General features: G+C 67.7%; 16 protein-coding genes. 10 read left to right on the top strand and 6 right to left on the bottom strand.

Features of this window, described 5'->3' with window-relative positions; all coding sequences use genetic code 11:
• Positions 1-782 (top strand): Hpt domain-containing protein (locus F2Q65_RS14525; protein ID WP_211354048.1); only part of this gene is annotated, 782 nt, incomplete at its 5' end.
• A gap of 478 nt (positions 783-1,260) precedes the next feature.
• Positions 1,261-1,776, top strand: coding sequence for an SCP2 sterol-binding domain-containing protein (locus F2Q65_RS14520; protein WP_150094126.1), 516 nt, complete (start codon positions 1,261-1,263; stop codon positions 1,774-1,776).
• A 25-nt stretch (positions 1,777-1,801) separates the two neighbouring features.
• Here the strand turns inward: F2Q65_RS14520 and tsaC are convergent, their stop codons facing one another.
• From tsaC to F2Q65_RS14490, 6 genes are all read right to left on the bottom strand, one after another.
• Positions 1,802-2,368 carry an L-threonylcarbamoyladenylate synthase type 1 TsaC gene (gene tsaC / locus F2Q65_RS14515; protein WP_150094136.1) on the bottom strand — a complete coding sequence of 189 codons (567 nt, stop codon included), beginning with the start codon at positions 2,366-2,368 and terminating at the stop codon, positions 1,802-1,804.
• A gap of 85 nt (positions 2,369-2,453) precedes the next feature.
• Complete coding sequence (topA, locus tag F2Q65_RS14510) at positions 2,454-4,757, bottom strand: type I DNA topoisomerase (protein ID WP_150094125.1); 2,304 nt, start codon at positions 4,755-4,757, stop codon at positions 2,454-2,456.
• Between the two features lie 101 nt (positions 4,758-4,858).
• Entirely contained in the window at positions 4,859-5,842 is a 984-nt protein-coding gene (locus F2Q65_RS14505; RefSeq protein WP_150094124.1) for an Rpn family recombination-promoting nuclease/putative transposase, read from the bottom strand.
• Positions 5,843-5,958: 116 nt separating this feature from the next.
• Positions 5,959-6,435: a Smg family protein gene (locus F2Q65_RS14500; RefSeq protein WP_150094123.1), complete on the bottom strand. Its 477-nt coding sequence runs from the start codon at positions 6,433-6,435 to the stop codon at positions 5,959-5,961.
• A gap of 97 nt (positions 6,436-6,532) precedes the next feature.
• Positions 6,533-7,723 carry a DNA-processing protein DprA gene (gene dprA / locus F2Q65_RS14495; RefSeq protein WP_150094122.1) on the bottom strand — a complete coding sequence of 397 codons (1,191 nt, stop codon included), beginning with the start codon at positions 7,721-7,723 and terminating at the stop codon, positions 6,533-6,535.
• Between the two features lie 7 nt (positions 7,724-7,730).
• Complete coding sequence (locus F2Q65_RS14490; RefSeq protein WP_422664605.1) at positions 7,731-8,930, bottom strand: LysM peptidoglycan-binding domain-containing protein; 1,200 nt, start codon at positions 8,928-8,930, stop codon at positions 7,731-7,733.
• 140 nt (positions 8,931-9,070) lie between these two features.
• On the opposite strand from F2Q65_RS14490, the gene def reads away from it, so the two are divergent.
• The 8 genes from def (at position 9,071) to F2Q65_RS14450 (ending at position 19,698) form a co-directional block, all read left to right on the top strand.
• On the top strand, positions 9,071-9,610 hold the full coding sequence (def, locus tag F2Q65_RS14485) for a peptide deformylase (protein WP_150094121.1): 540 nt from the start codon (positions 9,071-9,073) through the stop codon (positions 9,608-9,610).
• A gap of 266 nt (positions 9,611-9,876) precedes the next feature.
• Complete coding sequence (fmt, locus tag F2Q65_RS14480; RefSeq protein WP_150094120.1) at positions 9,877-10,842, top strand: methionyl-tRNA formyltransferase; 966 nt, start codon at positions 9,877-9,879, stop codon at positions 10,840-10,842.
• Positions 10,835-12,271 (top strand): 16S rRNA (cytosine(967)-C(5))-methyltransferase RsmB, encoded by a 1,437-nt coding sequence (gene rsmB, locus F2Q65_RS14475; RefSeq protein WP_246156248.1) that lies wholly within the window; start codon positions 10,835-10,837, stop codon positions 12,269-12,271. The genes fmt and rsmB overlap by 8 nt, the downstream gene beginning before the upstream one ends.
• A complete protein-coding gene (locus F2Q65_RS14470; protein ID WP_150094118.1) occupies positions 12,268-12,870 on the top strand; it encodes a DUF4390 domain-containing protein in 603 nt (200 codons plus the stop codon). The genes rsmB and F2Q65_RS14470 overlap by 4 nt, the downstream gene beginning before the upstream one ends.
• Positions 12,867-15,065, top strand: a complete 2,199-nt coding sequence (locus F2Q65_RS14465; protein WP_150094134.1) for a sensor histidine kinase — start codon at positions 12,867-12,869, stop codon at positions 15,063-15,065. The genes F2Q65_RS14470 and F2Q65_RS14465 overlap by 4 nt, the downstream gene beginning before the upstream one ends.
• Entirely contained in the window at positions 15,062-16,429 is a 1,368-nt protein-coding gene (locus F2Q65_RS14460) for a sigma-54-dependent transcriptional regulator (protein ID WP_150094117.1), read from the top strand. The genes F2Q65_RS14465 and F2Q65_RS14460 overlap by 4 nt, the downstream gene beginning before the upstream one ends.
• 191 nt (positions 16,430-16,620) lie before the next feature.
• On the top strand, positions 16,621-17,994 hold the full coding sequence (trkA, locus tag F2Q65_RS14455; RefSeq protein ID WP_150094116.1) for a Trk system potassium transporter TrkA: 1,374 nt from the start codon (positions 16,621-16,623) through the stop codon (positions 17,992-17,994).
• Between the two features lie 249 nt (positions 17,995-18,243).
• Positions 18,244-19,698, top strand: coding sequence for a TrkH family potassium uptake protein (locus tag F2Q65_RS14450; RefSeq protein WP_150094115.1), 1,455 nt, complete (start codon positions 18,244-18,246; stop codon positions 19,696-19,698).
• Positions 19,699-19,704: the final 6 nt, after the last annotated feature.

Below are 19,704 nucleotides of genomic sequence, written 5' to 3'. Positions count from 1 at the left end.
TGAACGACCACATCGCCAAGCCCATCAATGTCGCCGAGCTGTTCTCGACCATGGCGCGCTGGATCAGGCCGTCTGCGTCGACCACCAGCGCACCGATCCAGCCCGCGCCCATCCAGCTCGTGGCGTCAGAGGCGCAGAAACCTGAGCCAGAGCTGCCTGCGCTGCCAGCGCTGGACGGCATCGACACCGCCGCCGGCCTCAAGCGCGTGCAGGGCAACAGTGCGCTGTATCTCAAACTGCTGCGCAAGACCGCCCAGAGCCAAGCGAATAGCCTCGAGCAGTACGACGCCGCCGTCGCCGCGGGCGACTGGACGGCGGCGCAACGCATCATCCACAGCCTCAAGGGCGTGGCGGGCAATATCGGCGCCGTCGACTTGCAGGAGGCCTGCGTCCGGCTCGAGGCGGCGGCCAAGTCACAACGACCCGAACCGCAGGCCAGGGCAGCGGTCCTGCAGGCACTCGGGCAGGTCCTCACGGCCATCGCCAGCCTGCCGCAGGCGCAGCCCCCGGCAAGGGCGCAGCAGGTGCGGACGGCGAAAGCGCAGCAGATCCAGCCCGAGCGTGTCGCGCAGGTGCTCGCCGAGCTCGCGCGCTTGATCGCCGACTCCAGCTTCGCCGCGGCCACCCGTCTTGCGGAGGAACGGGATCTATTCAGTGCGGCCGGACTCTCGGCCGAGCTGGAACAATTACAGGCGGCGCTCGAGGAGTACGATTTCAACGCCGCGGAGTCGCTGCTCGAGCAGCTCAGACAGAGAAGCGCCTTGCGCGAAACAGCGACATAATGATGGCGTCCCAACAGAAGAGCCTCCACCAGCGAGACGCGGACGGCATTTCAGCCCCACTTGAGGGTACCGACCTGTGCGCTCGATGCACACGTCGTCGTCGTTGAGCTGCAGCCACGCTGGACTTTTGGGAGATCCTTTGATGGCCGCGAAACAATCGATGTCGCCTGCCCCACAGGCTCAGCCGTCCAAGTCACGGCTGCTCGCTGAGACTAGGCTACTACGTGGCTGACTGCGGGGCTGACGGGCGTCGGGGCGATGCAGGCGCGCGCGTTCCGGGGTGCTGGCGCGTGCATTTGGGGCATTTGGGGCATTTGGGGCATTTGCGAGGCAGCGTGCCACCGGAGGATTGCCACCTGGCCGATTGAAATCGGCGCCGCGCTGACGTAGGCTCCGGACGTCAGCGGGCGACGCGGCGGTCTTCATCGAACGTACGCACCCCTGAGATAACAACCAGCACCACAAGAGGAGGAGTCGAATGAAACGCAAGATTGCAGCACTCGCGGCCTGTATCGGTGGCCTTAGCGTTAGCGCAGAGGCGGCCGTGTTCATGGATGCCGACTGGGCCGCCCAGGCCTGCAAGGCATGGAACGCCAATGCTACCCTGACCACCGAACTCGGCGGCGACCGCTGGGCCGCCAACGACGCCGGGCGCGGCTTCAAGACCATCCAGATGTACCGCGAGGCCTGCGGCCCCGACAGCAAGGTGGAGATCAGCATCACCAACCAGGACGGCAAGGCCATCTGCAGCCGTGGTGGTGCGGTGGAAAACAAGACCCCTAACTACAAGGTGGACTACCTGATGCATGCCACCGACGAGCACTGGGCCTGCATGGGCAAGGGCGGATTCGGCTGTGGTGCCATGGGGGCCATGATGAGCGGCAAGCTGAAGTTCAGCGGCCCGAAGGGCGAGGCCATGGGGGTCATGGGCCCGTTCAATGGCTTCCTCAAGCTCACGGGCGAGGTCCCTGGCGACATGGAGTCCTGTCCCTAAGGCCGGCCCCTGGCATCAACTGACGTCAGCCCCGCAGCACCCGACCGGTCTGGCCATCGCGGATGGTGGAGGGTCGGGCATCGCCGCCGCAGGCGCCGGTGACGATCAGGTCTGGCCCCGCATGAAGCCCCACATTCGCTCCCAGACACAGTCCTAGCCGTACCTTAAGCGCCCGGCGCGCCGGCGGATGACTGCTGCGGTTGGCGCTGGTGGACACCAGGGCACCGCCGTGTCCTGCGCAGGCCCGACACAAGGCTGCTGCAATCGGGTGTCCTGTGACGCGCACTGCCAGCGTGTCATGACGACCGGTGAGCCAGCGCGGCGTTTCCGCGCGCGCCGGCAGCAGCCAGGTGCTCGGCCCCGGCCAGCTGGCCAGGATCCGCCCCATGCGCACCGGATCCAGGGGCACCACGAACGGTAGCAAGGCCTCGAAGTCCGCGGCGATGACGATCAGCCCCTTGTCCTCGGTGCGCTGCTTCATGGCCAGGATCCGCCGCACCGCAGCCACATCCCGGGGATCGCAACCCAGGCCGTAGACCGCCTCGGTGGGGTAGGCGACGACTTGCCCCGCCCCCAAGGCACGCGCCGCCATGCGCAGGCCATGGGCCGAATGGCCGACGCTCGCGGGCAAGGCCCTGGCGGGCAACCCGGTGGCCGACAAGCAAGCGGCCGGCCGCTCAGCCCGCGGTTTCAACCTCAGCCTCGTCCTCGGCCGCCGCGGTATAGCCGCACTCTTTCTGCGGACAGACCTTCTGCGCCCCCTTGCTCTTGGTCACCTTCAGTGTCAGCACCGGCCAGCCACAGCTTGGACAGGGCTCGTTCAGTGGCTCGTTCCACAGGGCGTAGTCGCACTTGGGATAGGTGGAGCAGGAATAGAAGATCTTGCCGCGCCGCGACTTCTTCTTCTGCAGCGTGCCCTTGCCGCATTGTGGACAGGTCACGCCGGTGTCTTCGGGCTTTTCCAGCGGCTCGATGTACTTGCACTTGGGGTAGCCGGTGCAGCCGATGAACTTGCCGTAGCGGCCGCGTTTCACCGCCAGTTCGGAGTCGCACTCCGGACAACGGCGACCGGCAACGATATCCGGCTCCTCCGCGTCCGCCTTGTCCGCGTGCAGATCACGCGTGTAGTCGCACTCCGGATAATTGGTGCAGCCGATGAACAGCCCGTTTCGCCCCAGTCGCTTGGAGAGCTGCCCGCCACACTTGGGGCACTGCTCGTCGATCAGCTCCTGGGTCACGTCCTTGCGCTCGACATGCTCCTGGGTATGATCGATGCGCTCCTTGAACGGCCGCCAGAACTGCTCCAGCAGCGGGATCCAGTCCTCCTCGCCGCGGGAGACCGCGTCCAGCTCGTCCTCCAGGCGGGCGGTAAAGTCATAGTCCACGTAAGAGGTGAAGTGCTCGGTCAGGAACTTGTTCACCACCCGGCCGACGTCCGTGGGCATGAAACGCTTCTTGTCCAGCACCACGTACTCACGGTCCTGCAAGGTGGAGATGATGGAGGCATAGGTGGACGGCCGGCCGATGCCGAACTCCTCCAGCGCCTTCACCAGCGACGCCTCGCTGTAACGCGGCGGCGGCTCGGTGAAGTGCTGCTCCGGGCGGATCTCACGCAGCGTCACCTGATCGCCCTCCGCCAGCGGCGGCAGCATGCGCTCCTCGTCATCGTCCGCCGAGGTGGGATCGTCGCGCCCCTCCAGGTAGACCCGCATGAAGCCGGGCTCCGCCACTGTCGAACCCGTGGCGCGAAAGCGGTTGCCCGCGCCAGCGCCGAGGTCCACCGCCACCTGATCGATGACCGCGTGGGCCATCTGGCAGGCGATGGTGCGCTTCCAGATCAGCTCGTACAGGCGGAACTGGTCCTGGGTCAGATGCGCCCGGATGTCCGCCGGCAGATGGCGGATGGAGGTCGGGCGCACCGCCTCGTGCGCCTCCTGGGCGTTCTTCGACTTGGTCTTGAACAGCCGCGGCTGGGGCGGCAGGTGGTCGGCGCCGTAGCGCTCGGCGATATAGTCGCGCAGTTCCGCTAGGGCCTCCTGGGCCAGGTTGACCGAGTCGGTTCGCATGTAGGTGATCAGGCCGACGGCCCCGCCGCCGATGTCGACCCCCTCGTAGAGCTGCTGCGCCGTGCGCATGGTGCGCTGGGCGGTGAAACCCAGCTTGCGTGCCGCCTCCTGCTGCAGCGTCGAGGTGATGAAGGGTGGCGCCGGGTTGCGCTTTCGCTGCTTGCGCTCGACCCGGTCCACGCTGAGCCGACCGTCCGCGGCCTGCAGCAACGCCTGCTCCACGGCATGGGCGCGGGCCTCGTCGGTGATGCTGAACTGCTCCAGCTTGTCGCCCTCGAACTCCACCAGCCGGGCCACGAACGGCCGGTCGTCAGCGCTGACATCCGCCTCCACCGACCAGTACTCGCGCCGCTGGAAGGCCTCGATCTCCAGCTCCCGCTCGACGATCAGCCGCAACGCCGGACTCTGCACCCGCCCGGCGGACAGGCCCCGGCGCACCTTCTTCCACAGCAGCGGCGACAGGTTGAACCCCACCAAGTAGTCCAGCGCCCGGCGCGCCTGCTGGGCGTTGACCAGGTGCTGTGACAGCTCTCGCGGGTGGTCCACGGCATCCTTCACCGCGCGCTTGGTGATCTCGTTGAAGACCACCCGGTACACCGGCCGCTCGCCGATCTGCTTGCGCTTGTCCAGCAGCTCGTACAGGTGCCAGGAAATGGCCTCGCCCTCGCGGTCCGGGTCCGTTGCCAGGTACAGGGCATCGGCCTTCTTCAGCAACCGGGAGATCGCCTGCACGTGCTTTTCGTTGCGGTCGATGATCTGGTACTTCATCTCGAAGCCATGATCCGGATCGACCGCCCCCTCCTTCGGGACCAGATCGCGCACATGGCCATAGGACGCAACCACCTCGAACTCGGGTCCGAGATACTTCTTGATGGTCTTGGCCTTGGCAGGGGATTCGACGACGACGAGATTCATGGCACTCCTGGCTGACGCTGTTCCAAGGACCATCTAGGAGATACGAAGCGACCGGCTCGCGTCAAGTCCGTCCGCAGCCACTGCAACTGTGGAGCGGCCGCTCAGTGCAGCACGGCCTCCACGGATTCTGCTGTCAGGATGCGCTCGGACCAGAGCAATAACGTCTCGGCGTCTGCGCCCACAATGCGCGCGCGGACGGCCTCGCTCGGGGTGCCGAACTTGCGCTCGATCAGGCGCAGCAGCATCGCGGCCTCGCCTTGCTGGCGGCCCTGCTCACGGCCCTGCTCACGGCCTTGCTCACGGCCCTGCTCACGGCCCTGCTCGATGTAGCGGTCGATGAAGGTTTGCATGACGGGGTCTCCGGTCGATGTCTGTTGCAGCAGTTGCCGAACCTCGGGCTCATCGAGGCAGCCTGTCCCTTGGACGTAGTAGCGCAGCAATGATTCCAGGATCTCCACCGCCGTCTCGCGGTCTTCGATCCGTTCGATCAGCGCGAGCAGATCGCGCAAGCGTTCACTCGGCGTATCGCTGTAGATCCAGCGCAGTGCCAGTTGTACCAGTCGGCTGAGCACCGTGCCCTTGATCTCGGCATCGGTGCGCTCGGACAGGTCGACCAGATGGTAAGTGAAGCTCGGCACGAAAGGCGCGAGTGCAGCCGGCAGCGGGGCGATGATGTCATGAAACGCGGCCGGCGCCTTCCATGCGCGCTTGCCGTGGTAGATGACCATCGGGTAGACCGGCGGCAGCGTGCGCGCTTGCGGGTGCTGCTTGCGATATTGCTCGCCCTCGGCGCCGATATAGCGGTGCAGTTGCAGCAGCGTCCAGTATTCCGGAACGGACTTGTGCTCGAACAACAGGTAGACGGACAACTCGCCACCTGCCTGCCTGACCCGGTAGACCAGATCCGAGAAGCTCGCGCGAAGCTCCTTGGATACGTAGCTGTCCTTGGCGATCCTGAGGCTGTCCAGTTCGAGTTCGGCGAGCAGTCCCGGCGGTAGCTGCGCGCGCAGGAAATCCAGCGCGACCTCGCGACGGCTGAAACTCTCACGAAAATAGGTTTCGTGCGGCGTGGCGATGTCGTCCATGAGAAAATTTCGCTGCGCTGTTCGCGGCTCGGCTCGATAGAGCGGCCGAAAAGGCTTGCATGACCGCGGTTAACAGCTGGGAGCCGGAGGCTGGTAGCTCGCGGCTGGCCGCTCACTCAGTGCACATACACCGATTGATCGCCGTAGATCAGATCTTCCATCTGACTCAGCGCGGATTCCTTGCCGGGTCGGTTCAACAACACCATCAGCACGATCCACTTCAGCTCTTCCACCGACACCATGGTCTGGTCGATGGCCACCGCGCGGTCGATGACCAGCTCGCGGCTGAGGGGATCGAGGATGCCGCCCTGCTCCAGGAACAGCAGCAGGCCGCGGGCTTCGAGGTCGAGCTTTAGGCACTCGTCATCGGTGTAGATGCGCATGGCGGGCAGCCCGCGCGAGGAATACTCCGTGCTTTCCATGCGGCTGGCCAGTTCGTCCAGCCAGGTGAAGGCCTGGTCGATCTCGGCGCTGGTGAAACCGGCCTGGAACAACTCGTTCTCGAGGGCATCCTGATCCTCGGGGGGCGCACTCTCCCCGTCCATGTACGTCTCGTACAGATAGATCAGGACATCGACCATGTTCTCGTACATGCATCAACCTCGGGCGGCGAGCCTTGGCTGCAACGGCCCGACCGGCCGCTGCGGTGCGCACAGTATATACCCGTTGCCTACGGGATTGCGGTTTCGGCTAACCGCCGCGCAGGCTGTAGCGGCCGCCGGCATGGGCGCTGACCAGGCCCTGCAGCTCCAGCAAGAGCAGCATGGACGACACTGCCTGTGCGCTCAGGCCGGAGCGGGCGATCAGTTCGTCCGGCGCCCTCGGGTCGTACCCCATGCTGGCCAGCAAGCGCGCGTAGTCCGGGTCCAGCCCATCGGCCGCCGCGGGCCGGCTCGCCGCGGCCCCTGCTCCGGCCCCTGCTCCGGCCCCTGCTCCGGCCCCTGCTCCGGCCTCTGCTCCGGACCTGGCGCGGTCCGGCGCCGGCGGCTGCGCCTGGGTGAAGCGACGCAACTGGGGACTCAGCTCCTCCAGGATCTGGTCGGCGCTGTCCACCAGCTTCGCGCCCTGGCGGATCAGGCCGTGGCAGCCGCGCGCCAGGGGGTTGTGGATGGAGCCCGGCATGGCGAACACCTCGCGTCCCTGCTCGGCGGCAAAGCGCGCGGTGATCAGCGAGCCGCTCTTCGGCGCCGCCTCCACCACCAGCGTGCCCAGGCTGAGACCGCTGATGACCCGATTGCGCCGTGGAAAATGGCTGGCCTGGGGGCCGGTGCCGGGCGGAAACTCGGTGACCAGGGCGCCCTCGTCGGCGATCCGCCGTGCCAGCGCGCGGTTGGCGGCGGGATAGACGCGATCCGGGCCGGTGCCGAGCACAGCGATGGTGCAGCCGGAGCACAGCGCGCCCTGATGGGCCGCGGCATCGATGCCGATGGCCAGCCCGCTGGTCACGGTCAGCCCCAGTCCGCCCAGATAGCGGGCGTAGTCATGGGCCGCTTCGATACCGCCCGGCGTCGGATTGCGGCTGCCGACGATGGCCAGCTGCGGCTCCGCCAGCAGGTCCACCCGCCCGCGCACGAACAGCACCGGCGGCGCGGCATCCAGCGCTGCCAGCAATGGCGGATAGCGCGGGTCGTCGCAGGTCAGGATGCTCGCCCCCGGCTGTTCGGACCAGGCCAGCGCCGCTGCCACGGCGGCCTCGTCGGGGTGCAGGGCGGCGTCGATGGCGTCCTGGCCGAGTCCTGCCTCCCGCAAGGCGGCGCGCCCGGCAGACAACACCTGCCGCGGCGTGCCGAAGCGCTGCAGCAACAGGGCGATGGTGCGCGGACCTACCCCCGGCAGCCCGCTCAGCACGAGCCAGTCCTGGGTGTGCTGGCTGTCGGTCATGGCCACTTCAGGAGCCCCGCGGCGCCGACACGGTCTCGCCCACATGCATCGCCTGGGTAGCGCGCATGACCAGGGCGAAGCTCACCCGCGGAAACACCCGGAACACCATGATGTCGCCGGAGTACTGGTCCGGCGCCACATACGTTGCGTCTTCACGCAGCGTGCGCCGGTGCAGCGGCAGCGGCGCATTGGCATCCGGCCGGTCGCGGTTCCAGCCGTCGAACTCCCAGTCGCCGAGCCAGAACTCGGCGTCCAGCGGCGTCTGGTTGCGCCAGTTCCAGTCCGCCCGACGGCGCTTCACCTGGTCGCGTTGCAATTCGCCGCCGCGGTAGACCGACAGCACATGGCCTGGCTCCAGCGCGTCGCGACTGCCCCGGTTCAGCACCACCACGTCGTACTGCCCGATCTGGGTCACGCCATTGAGCACGGCAATGATGCGTCCCCTCAGGCCCCGCGGTGCCGGCCTGGGCGTGAAGCTGCGCAGGGGCTCGGCGTCGCGCGCCGAACGGATGCGATCGCCGATCTGCACCGCCCGCCGGGAGGCGGTCACCTGCAGGATGGCCGGATCACCCACCCGCTCGAGCCGCGCCGAGGCCACGAAGGCCTCCTCGAAGCCGAGCACTTCGCCGGTCTCCGGATCGCGGTAGGCCTGCCCCGGACGCAGCACCTCATAGCGATCACCGTCGGCCACCAGCAGCCTGCGCACATGGATCGCGTCGCCGGCCCCGGCGAGCAGACGACCGGACGGGAAGCCGACCACGTAGGGCGCATCATCGATGTCGCCAGGGTCCGTGACCACCGGCCGCTGCAGAAACGCAGCCACCGCATTCACCGGGATGGCCGGGATGGCGCGGTCCAGCTCCGTGACCCGCACCCGCGGCCGCAGCTTGACCGTGCGCAGTTCCCCGTCCTGGGGGGCAATACCCACCCGCGGGCGACCGTCGCGGTGGGACAGTTGCAGCACGTCGCCCGGATGCAGGCGATCCGGATCGGCGATGTCCGGGTTTCCATCCCAGACCTCGGGCCAGCGCCACGGTTCGCGCAGGAACCGGCCGGCTACGTCCCACAGGGTGTCGCCGGGCCGCACGACGTAGCGCGCCGGCGCATCCGGCGCCAGTTCCACCGCCGGGGCGGCCAATGCCAAGGACGGCACGGCAGACAGCAGCGACGCCAGAAGCAGGAAGGGCATGAGCAAGGGCAGGAGCATGGGCAGCAACGGCGAAAGAAACGGGTACGGTGACAACGCCGGCTCCGGGCGCAGAGCAAACTTGCATCATAGTGTATGATGCCGATATTAGCGCAGAGCACACCGTGCCTACCATACGCGAAACAGTCACACGCAAGATCATGGCCAAACTGGAAATCCTGACCTTCCCGGATCCCCGCCTGCGACGGCGGGCGGACCCCGTGTCGCGGGTCGACGATACCATTCGCCGGCTCGTCGACGACATGCTCGAGACCATGTACGCGGCACCCGGCATTGGGCTTGCCGCGATCCAGGTCAATGTCCCCAGGCGCGTGGTGGTCATCGACATCTCTGATGAGAAAGACCAGCCCCTGTGCCTGATCAACCCGGAGATCCTCGCCAGCGACGGCGAGGAACAAATGGACGAGGGCTGCCTGTCGGTGCCCGGATTCTACGAGACCGTCACCCGCGCCGAGCGCGTGCGGGTGCGCGCTCTGAACCGCGACGGCGAGGCGTTCGAGCTGGACGCCGACGGCCTGCTGGCCGTCTGCATCCAGCACGAGATCGATCACCTGGACGGTCGCCTGTTCGTCGATCACATCTCGTCGCTGAAGCGCCAGCGCATCCGGCGCAGGCTGGAAAAGGAGCAGCGCCACGCACCGCCGGTGGCGGCCGCCGGCGAGCGCAGGCGCGCCATCTGAGCCGGTACCGGCAGCCATATTCGCCAGCCGAACGGGCATCGCACCTGGCCCGCCCGGACGGCGGGCCGGGACCTGAGGAGACGCTGATTTATTGGCCATCCTGGCCAAATCAGAACGCGATTCGAAAACGCGGTTTCCGAATCGCTTCATTTTCAGCGGCTTGCGCCGCTAAAAATGGCGGGGCCTCCTGCCCCGCACGGGAAATGCTGAATAAATCAGCGTTTCCCTGAAGACCCGACTCCGTAAAAGCCGGACCGGACACTGGAATGGAAACTGGCAAACCCCGCATCATATTCGCCGGAACACCCGACTTCGCCGTGCCCGCCCTGACCGGGCTGATCGAGCACGGCCATGCCGTTGTCGCCGTCTACACCCAGCCGGACCGGCCCGCCGGACGCGGACGCAAGCTCACCCCATCGCCGGTGAAACAGGCCGCCCTGGCGGCGGACATCCCGGTGCAGCAACCCGCGACACTGCGCGACGACGACGCCCTGGCACAACTGGCCGCCCTCGACGCAGACCTGATGGTCGTTGCCGCCTACGGCTTGCTGCTGCCCCCGGCGGCGCTGCAGGCCCCCAGGCTCGGTTGCGTCAACATCCACGCCTCACTACTGCCGCGCTGGCGCGGCGCGGCCCCGATCCAGCGCGCCATCTTCGCCGGCGACCCGCAGAGCGGCATCAGCATCATGCAGATGGAGGCTGGCCTGGACACCGGCCCGGTCTACCTGCGGCGCAGCATCGACCTGGCCAAGGATGAGACCGGCGGCAGCCTGCATGATCGCCTCGCGGCCCTGGGCGCGGAGGCGCTGCTGGCCGCGCTGCCGGGCATCCTCGACCAGACCCTGCAGCCGACCCCGCAGGACGACGCCCTGGCCACCTATGCCCGCAAGCTCAGCAAGGACGAGGCCCGCATCGACTGGACTCGCCCCGCCATCGCGCTGGAGCGCCAGGTGCGCGCCTTCGACCCCTGGCCAGTGGCCCAGACCCGTCTCGGTGACGAGGTCCTGCGCATCTGGTCCGCCACCGCGTTGGGGCCGGAGGTCGACACCGCCGTGCCATCAGGAACAGCGCCAGAACCCGGCCGCGTACTGGCAACGGGCAGGGACGGCATCGACGTGGCCACCGGCGACGGCCGGCTGCGTATCACCCGGCTGCAGGCACCAGGCAAACGGCCGATGTCGGCGCTGGACTTCAGCAATGCACGCCACCTCGACGGCGCCCTGCTTGGCTAACGCGGGCAAAAAGGCCGGTGCCAGCGGCGCCGAGGTGCGCGCCGCGGCCGCCAGGGTGGTGCATGCGGTGCGTGTCGACGGACGCTCACTGACCCCGGCCCTTCAATCCGCAACCCGGCAATCCGCAGACGGCAAACCCCGGGCCGTCGGACTCGATCCCCGCGACGATGCCCTGTTGCAGGCGCTGTGCTTCGGTACCCTGCGCGAGTTGCGGCGACTGGAGGCCATCGCGCGACAACTGCTGTCACGCCCCCTGCGACCGGCAGACCGGATCATCGAGGCGCTGATCCTGGTGGGCCTGCATCAGCTCAGCGCCATGCGCACGCCGCCCCACGCCGCCGTCTCGGCCACCGTCGCCGCCGCCCGGCTGCTACAGCGGCCACGGCTGGCCGGCCTGGTCAACGCCGTACTGCGACGCTTCCAGCGCGAACGCGATCAACTGCTGGCGCGGGCCGAGCAGGACGCCGAGGCCGTCTGGCTGTTCCCCAGCTGGCTGCTGAACCGCCTGCAGACCGCCTGGCCGGCGCAGTGGCAGGCCATCGTCACCGCCAGCAACGCCCGCGCACCCATGACACTGCGGGTCAACCGCCTGCGGATCGGTCGCGACGACTACGGCGAACGGCTGCGGCAGCAGGGCATCGAAAGCCAGGCCCTGGCCCACCTCGACGCCGCCCTGCAGCTGCAGCAGCCGGTGTCCACCCGCGACCTGCCCGGCTTCGACGACGGCCTGGTCTCGGTGCAGGACGCCTCCGCGCAACTGGCCGCGGCCCTGCTGGACGCCAGGCCCGGCGAACGGGTACTCGACGCCTGTGCCGCCCCCGGCGGCAAGACCGCCCACATGCTGGAGCGCGCCGGCGGCAAGCTGGAACTGACCGCCGTCGACACCGACCCCGAACGCCTGCAGAGCCTGAGCCAGAACCTGGACCGACTCGGACTCTCGGCGCACTGCCTGGCCGCGGATGCCAGCCGGCCGACGGTGGACTGGCCCGGCGCCCCCTACCACCGCATCCTGCTGGACGCACCCTGTTCCGCCACCGGCGTGATCCGCCGCCATCCCGACATCAAGTGGCTGCGCCGGGACAGCGACATCGCCGCCCTGGTCGCGGCGCAGCGGACCCTGCTCGACGCCCTCTGGCCGCTGCTGCTGCCCGGCGGGCGGCTGCTGTATGCCACCTGTTCCGTGCTGCCGGACGAGAACGCGGAGCAGGTCCGCGCCTTCCTGGCGCGCCATGCCGATGCCCGCGAGCGACCCATCAGGGACGACAGCGTTGGCGCCGGCCCTGATGCCGGCCCTGATGCCGGCCCTGATGCCGGCCCTGGCGCCGGCCCGGCCGACACACCGGGCCGACAACTGCTGCCGCAGCTCGACGGCGGCGACGGCTTCTACTACGCGGTGCTGGAGAAGACCACCGGGGCGAGCCCTTCATGACGCCGTCGACGCGCCCTGCCCGCTTCGGGCTGTTGCTGTCAGTGCTGCTGGCGATGCTGCCGATGGCGGCCCTGCTGGCTGCGGATGCCCGAGCGAATGCGGGTTCCGAAGCGGGCTTCACGGTGTCTTCGGTGATCACGCGGCTAGTTAACGGCACCTACGTGATGGATGCGCAGATCGACTACCGCTTCAGCGAGCGCGCGCTGGAGGCCCTGGACAATGGCGTGCCCCTGACCCTGGAGGTGCACATCCAGGTGCGGCCAAAGGGCGCCTGGATCTGGGGCGAGAGCCTGGTGGACCAGCGCCTGCGCTATCGCATCCGCTACAAGCCCCTGTCCGAGCGCTATCTGGTGTCGCGCCTGCCGGGCGAGAGCGGCCGCACCTACGTGACCCGTGATGCCGCCGTGGCGGCCCTGGGCGAGATCCAGGAGCTGCAACTGCTGGACCACGACCGGCTCGACCCGGACCGGCGCTACGAGGTCCACATCCGCGCCGCGCTGGACATCGAGGAGCTGCCGTTGCCCCTGCGGCCCATGGCCTACCTCTACCCGGCCTGGAAACAATCCACCGAGTGGACCAAGTGGCCGCTGACGCCATGAGCCGCCTGCGCCAGCGGGTCAAGCACCCTGGGGCCATTGGCGTCGGCCTGCTGCTGCTGGCGCTGCTGGTGGCGCTGCACCTGATGAGCAACGCGGTGCAGAACTCCGACACCCTGAGCCGCGCCTTCGTGCCCCTGCTGTCGGTGGTGCTGGTGGGGCTGCTGGTGCTGGTGCTCATCGTCGGCTTCAACGTGGTCAGCCTGGTGCTGCGCTACCGCCGCCAGGCCACCGGCTCGCGGCTGACGGCACGCATCGTGCTGCTGTTCTCGCTGAGCGCACTGCTGCCGCTGGGGGTCGTCTACTACTATTCACTGGGCTTTCTGCTGCGCGGGATCGACAGCTGGTTCGACGTCGAGATCGACAGCGCCATGCAGGACGCGCTGACACTGAACCAGGCCTCGCTGGACCTGAACCAGCGGGTGCTGATGAAGTACAGCGCCCAGATCCTCGCCGGCGTCGAGGACCGCTCCGCCACCGCCCTGACCCTGACCCTGGACGATCTGCGCCGCCAGGCCGGGGCGCTGGAGCTGACCGTCTACGAACCCGGCGGACAGGTGCTGGGCACCGCCATCGACGACCCCACCCAGCTGGTGCCGAATCACCCGGAACGCGAAATCATGCAGGGCGTGCGCATGGGCGTGGACCATGTCGGCCTGGAGACCAGCGAGGACGGTGAGCTGATCGTGCGCGTGCTGGTCAACGACCCGCGCGGACGGCCGCTGCTGATGCAGGCGATCTTTCCCACCTCGGCGCGCATCACCGAGCTGGCGACGCGGCTGGAGACGGCCTACAACCGCTACACCGAGCTGTCGTACCTGCGCCGCTCGCTGAAGTTCAGCTTCTCCCTGACCCTATCCCTGCTGCTGGTGTTCGCACTGATGGCCGCGTTGCTGGCCGCCTTCGCCACCGCCCAGCGGCTGGCGGCGCCGGTGGCCAACATCGCCCGCGGCACCCGCTCGGTGGCCGCCGGTAATTACGAGGAACAGTTACCGCTGCCGGCGCATGACGACGAGCTGGCCTTTCTGGTGGGTTCCTTCAACGCCATGACCCGACGCATCGCCAAGGCCCGCGACCAGCTGGAACGCAGCCAGCGCGCGGTGGAGGAGCAGCGGGCCTATCTGGAAACCGTGCTCGGACGCCTATCCAGCGGCGTCGTCGCCTTCGACACCTCGCTGCGCCTCGGCACCATGAACCACGCCGCCCGGGACATCCTGCGCCTGACCGAGGCGCCGTCCACCGAGCTGTCGCTGGACCGGCTGGAGTCTGCCCATCCGCGGCTCACCCACTGGGGCGAGACCGTGCGCCGGCACATCGGCAGCGGACAGGCCTGGCGCGAAGAGGTGACCCTGTTCGGCAACGAGGGGCGCCAGGTGCTGATGTGCCGGGGCAGCCCGCTGCCCAGCGCCGATGGCGACCCGGTGGGCCATGTGGTGGTGTTCGACGACATCACCACCCTGATCCGCGCCCAGCGCGACGCCGCCTGGGGCGAGGTGGCACGGCGCCTGGCCCACGAGATCAAGAATCCGCTGACGCCGATCCAGCTGTCTGCCGAACGGCTGCGCCACAAGCTGCTGAAGAAGGTGCCCGAGGACGATGCGCGGGTGGTCGACCGCGCCACCCACACCATCGTGCAGCAGGTCGAGGCCATGAAGGCCATGGTCAACGACTTTGCCAACTACGCCCGCTCGCCGCAGATGCAGGCCGAGCCCTTCGCACTGGACGATCTGGTCGCGGAGGTGCTGGAACTCTACCGCGCCGGACCTAACCGTCTGACCGTAGAGCTGGACACCGGCGGCGCGCTGATCAGCGGCGACCCGAAACGCCTGCGGCAGGTATTGCACAATCTGCTGAAGAACGCCAGCGAGGCCCTGGAAGGCGGCACCGACGGTGCCATCGGCGTGCGCACCCGCCGGCTGCCCGACGACGAATCGCCGGCGCTGGAACTGGTCATCGACGACAACGGTGGCGGCATCGCGCCGGAATTGATGGACCGGCTGTTCGAACCCTATGTCACCTCCAAGAGCCGGGGCACCGGACTCGGCCTGGCCATCGTCAAGAAGATTATTGAGGAGCACGGGGGTATCATTCGGGTTGAGAACGCGGACCATGGCGCCCGCTTCACGGCGACACTGCCGGTGTGGCGCGCTGATTCCTCCGCGTCGGCGACGCCGATCCGGCCAGCAGGAGAATCATGAGCGCAACCCATATCCTCGTCGTGGACGACGAGCCAGACATCCGCGAAACGGTACGGGACATCCTCGAAGACGAGGGGTACACCATCGCCAATGCCGAGAACGGCGAGGCCGCCCGGCGTGCCCTGCGCGAGCGCCGACCGGACCTCATTCTGCTCGACATCTGGATGCCCGACCTGGACGGCATCAGCCTGCTGAAGGAATGGGCCGAGGACGATGGCCTGCCCTGCCCGGTGATCATGATGTCCGGCCACGGCAACGTGGAAACGGCGGTGGAGGCCACCCGGCTCGGCGCCTACGACTTTCTTGAAAAGCCGCTGTCCCTGGCCAAGCTGCTGCTCACCGTGGAGCGTGCGCTGGAGGCGGACAAGCTGGTGCGCGAGAACGTCGGCCTGCGTCGGCGCACGCCGCTGGTGCACGAGCCCGCCGGCCGTTCCGCCGCCATGCAGCGGCTGCGCGAACAGGTCAAGCGCATCGCCCAGCACGACACCTGGGTGCTGATCACCGGCGAGCCCGGCACCGGGCGCGAGACCTTTGCCCGCTTCCTGCACTCGCAGAGCGCCCGCCGCGAACGCCCCTTCGTCGACCTGGGCGTGTCCGCCATCGCCCGCGGCAATGCCGCCCGCGAGCTGTTCGGCAGCGAGGAAGGCGGCCATGTGCACTACGGCAGTCTGGAGCAGGCCGCCGGCGGCACGCTGCTGCTGGACGAGGTGGCGGACATGGACCTGGAGGCCCAGAGCCAGTTGCTCGGGGCGCTGGATACCGGCTCGTTCCTGCGCGTCGGCGGCAGCGATCCGGTGGCCATCGACGTGCGCATCATCGCCGCCACCCAGCGCGACCTGAAGGAAGAGGTGCGCGAGGGCCGCTTCCGCGAGGACCTGTTCTACCACCTCAATGTGGTCCCGCTGCACATCCTGCCGCTGCGCGAGCACGCCGAGGACATCCCCGACCTGCTCAACTTCTACGTCGACTACTTCGCCACCCACGAGAAACTGCCCTACCGGCGCTTCAGCGTCGGCGCGCAGAACTTCCTGCGCAACTACAACTGGCCCGGCAACGTGCGCGAGCTCAAGAACCTGGTACAGCGGGTGCTGATCCTGGGCGCCGGCGACGAGATCACCCAGACCGAGGTGGAGACCGCCCTGGGCTCCACCGCGACGGCCCCCGCCCAGCCCCTGGAGGGCCTGGTCTCCTTCGACCAGCCCCTGCGCCAGGCGCGCGAGCAGTTCGAGAAGGCCTACCTCGACTACCAGCTCGACAAGCACGCCGGCAACGTCAGCAAGATGGCCAAGGAGGCCGGCATGGAACGCACCCACCTGTATCGCAAGCTCCGCTCCCTGGGCATCGAGATCAAGGAACGGCGATGAGGGGAAGCAGCCTTCAGCCCGGAGGCGCTCACCCTCCATCGCGCCGGTTTACCGCAGAGGCACAGAGGGCACAGAGAATGCGCAAAGCATTACCGCCTCTGGTTCTTCTCTGCGCACCCTGCGATTACTCCGTGCCTCTGCGGTTTCCAGGTGGACGGCTCTGGCGGCTGGGCGCTGGAGGCTGCTGACCAATGAAAATCCTCATCCTCGGGGCCGGCCAGGTCGGCACCTCGGTGGCCGCCAATCTGGTCAACGAGGCCAACGACATCACGGTGGTGGATACCGACGCCGGGCGCCTGCGGGAGCTGGCCGACCGCTTCGACCTGCGCACGCTGCAGGGCCACGGCGCCCATCCGGACGTGCTGACCCGCGCCGGCGCCGAGGACACGGACATGATCATCGCCGTGACCAACAGCGACGAGACCAACATGGTGGCCTGCCAGGTGGCCTACACCCTGTTCCACACCCCGACCAAGATCGCCCGGGTGCGTGCGCAGAGCTTTCTGGAGCAGGAAAAGCTGTTCGGCACGGAGGCCCTGCCCATCGATGTCCGCATCAGCCCCGAGCAGTTGGTCACCGACTACATCCTGCGGCTGATCGAGAATCCGGGCACGCTGCAGGTGACGGACTTCGCCGCCGGCCGGGTCCGGCTGGTGGCGGTGCGCGCCTACTACGGCGGTCCACTGGTGGGCCATGAACTGCGCACCCTGTACGACCACATGCCCCATGTGGACACCCGGGTCGCGGCCATCTACCGCCACGACCGGGCCATACAGCCCGGCGGCAACACCGTGATCGAGGCGGACGACGAGGTCTTCTTCGTCGCCGCGCCGAAGCATATCCGCTCGGTGATGAGCGAACTGCGCCGCCTGGAAAAGCCCTACAAGCGGCTGATCTTCGCCGGCGGCGGCAACATCGGCACGCGCCTGGCCCGGGCCACGGAGCGCGACTTCCGGGTAAAGGTCATCGAGAGCGACCTGCCCCGCTGCAAGCACATCGCCGAGCAGCTGGAACGCACCATCGTGCTGCACGGCGACGCGGCAGACGAGGAACTGCTGCTGGAAGAGAACATCGAGGATACGGATGTCTTCTGCGCCGTGACCGACGACGACGAGGCCAACATCCTCTCCGCGATGCTGGCCAAGCGGCTCGGTGCGCGCAAGGTCATGGCCCTGATCAACCGCACCGCCTACGTGGACCTGGTGCAGAGCGGCCCCATCGACATCGCCATCTCGCCGCAGCAGGCCACCATCGGCAGCCTGCTCAAGCATGTCCGGCGCGGTGATGTGGTCATGGTGCACTCCCTGCGCCACGGGGCCGCCGAGGCCATCGAGGCCATCGCCCATGGCGACGAGAGCTCGTCCAAGGTGGTGGGCCGCCCGATCGAGGCCATCAACCTGCCCAAGGGGGCCAGCATCGGCGCCATCGTCCGCGGCGAGGAGGTCCTCATCGCCCACCACGACACCGTGATCGAGTCCGAGGATCATGTGATCCTGTTCCTGCAGGACAAGCTGCGGGTGCCTGAGGTGGAAAAGCTGTTCCAGGTCGGCGTGACCTTTTTTTGAGCGGCCAGCCGCCAGCCACTCGGCAGTGCTGATATTGCCCCTCCCGGACGCGGCTGGATGAACCGCCAAGGCGCAGAGAAGAAAACGCGGAGACCAGGAAAGCGGCCTCCACACTTCAAACTTCCGCCCCGGCCCGTGCGTTCAGCGCCGAGCGCGGACGCCTCCTCCGTACTCTGTGTCCTCTGCGCCTCCGCGGTTTCCGGGTGGACGACTCTGGAGGCTGGCGGCTGGAGGCTGTAAGCTTCGCCAATGAAACGCTTCATCGCGGTACAGAAGGTCCTCGGCCTGCTGTTGATGCTGTTCAGCACCACCATGCTGCCGCCGGCGCTGGTGGCGGTGATCTATGGCGACGGCGCCGGCATGCCGTTCATCTACGCCTTTCTGGTGATCCTGGGGGTCGGCTCGCTGATCTGGCTGCCGGTTGCCCGCATGCACCAGGAACTGCGGCTGCGCGACGGTTTCCTGGTGGTGGTGCTGTTCTGGGTCGCCTTGGGCCTGTCCGGCGCGCTGCCGTTCATGTTTTCGCCGGAACCGGACCTGTCGCTGACCGACTCGGTGTTCGAGTCCATGTCCGGGCTCACCACCACCGGGGCGACGGTCATCCTCGGCATCGACGACCTGCCCCACGCCATGCTCTGGTACCGCCAGCAACTGCAGTGGCTCGGCGGCATGGGCATCATCGTGCTGGCGGTGGCGGTGCTGCCGATGCTCGGCATCGGCGGCATGCAGCTGTACCGGGCGGAGATGCCGGGGCCGATGAAAGAGACCAAGCTGACGCCGCGCATCACCGAGACCGCCAAGGCGCTGTGGTACATCTACCTGGGGCTCACCGTGGCCTGCGGCCTGAGCTACTGGGCCGCCGGCATGTCCGCCTTCGATGCCATCTGCCATGCCTTCTCCACCGTGGCCATCGGCGGCTTCTCCACCCACGACACCAGCATCGGCTACTACGACAGCACCCTGATCGAGATGATCGCCGTGGTCTTCATGCTGCTGTCGGGGGTGAACTTTGCGCTGCATTTCGTCGCCGTGCGGCGCATGGACCCGCGGATCTACGCCCAGGACAGCGAGTTTCGCTTCTATCTGTTCCTGATGGCCGTGGTGACCACCATCGTCACCGTCGCGCTGTTCTACAGCAACACCTACATCGACTGGGAGGAGTCCTTCACCAAGGGCCTGTTCCAGGTGGTTTCCATCGGCACCACCACCGGCTTCACCACCGCGGAATTCTACACCTGGCCGCCGTTCACCGAGATCCTGCTGCTGTTTCTCGCCTTCGTCGGCGGCTGCGCCGGCTCCACCGGCGGCGGCATCAAGGTGATCCGCTTCCTGCTGCTGATCAAGCAGGGGCTGCGCGAGATCGGCCGGCTGATCCACCCCAACGCACAACTGCCGGTGCGGGTGGGCGAAAAGGTCATCAACCACCGCATCGTCGATGCGGTCTGGGGCTTCTTCTCGCTGTATGTGGCCGCGTTCACCTTCATGTATCTGGCGCTGGCCGCCACCGGACTGGACCTGCTGACCTCCTTTTCCGCTGTCGCCGCCTGCATGAACAACCTGGGCCCCGGACTGGCCACCGTCGGCGCCCATTACTTCGACATGCACGATCCCGGTATCTGGATCCTCTGCTTTGCCATGCTGCTCGGCCGCCTGGAGGTGTTCACCCTGCTGGTACTGCTGAGCCCCGCCTTCTGGCGGCGGTGAGTGGTT

Origin of the sequence: Thiohalocapsa marina (assembly GCF_008632335.1) — a bacterium.
In the GTDB taxonomy this organism is placed as follows: domain Bacteria; phylum Pseudomonadota; class Gammaproteobacteria; order Chromatiales; family Chromatiaceae; genus Thiohalocapsa; species Thiohalocapsa marina.
The sequence above is the reverse complement of the archived record's forward strand: the minus strand, read 5'-3'. Positions and strand labels throughout refer to the sequence as shown.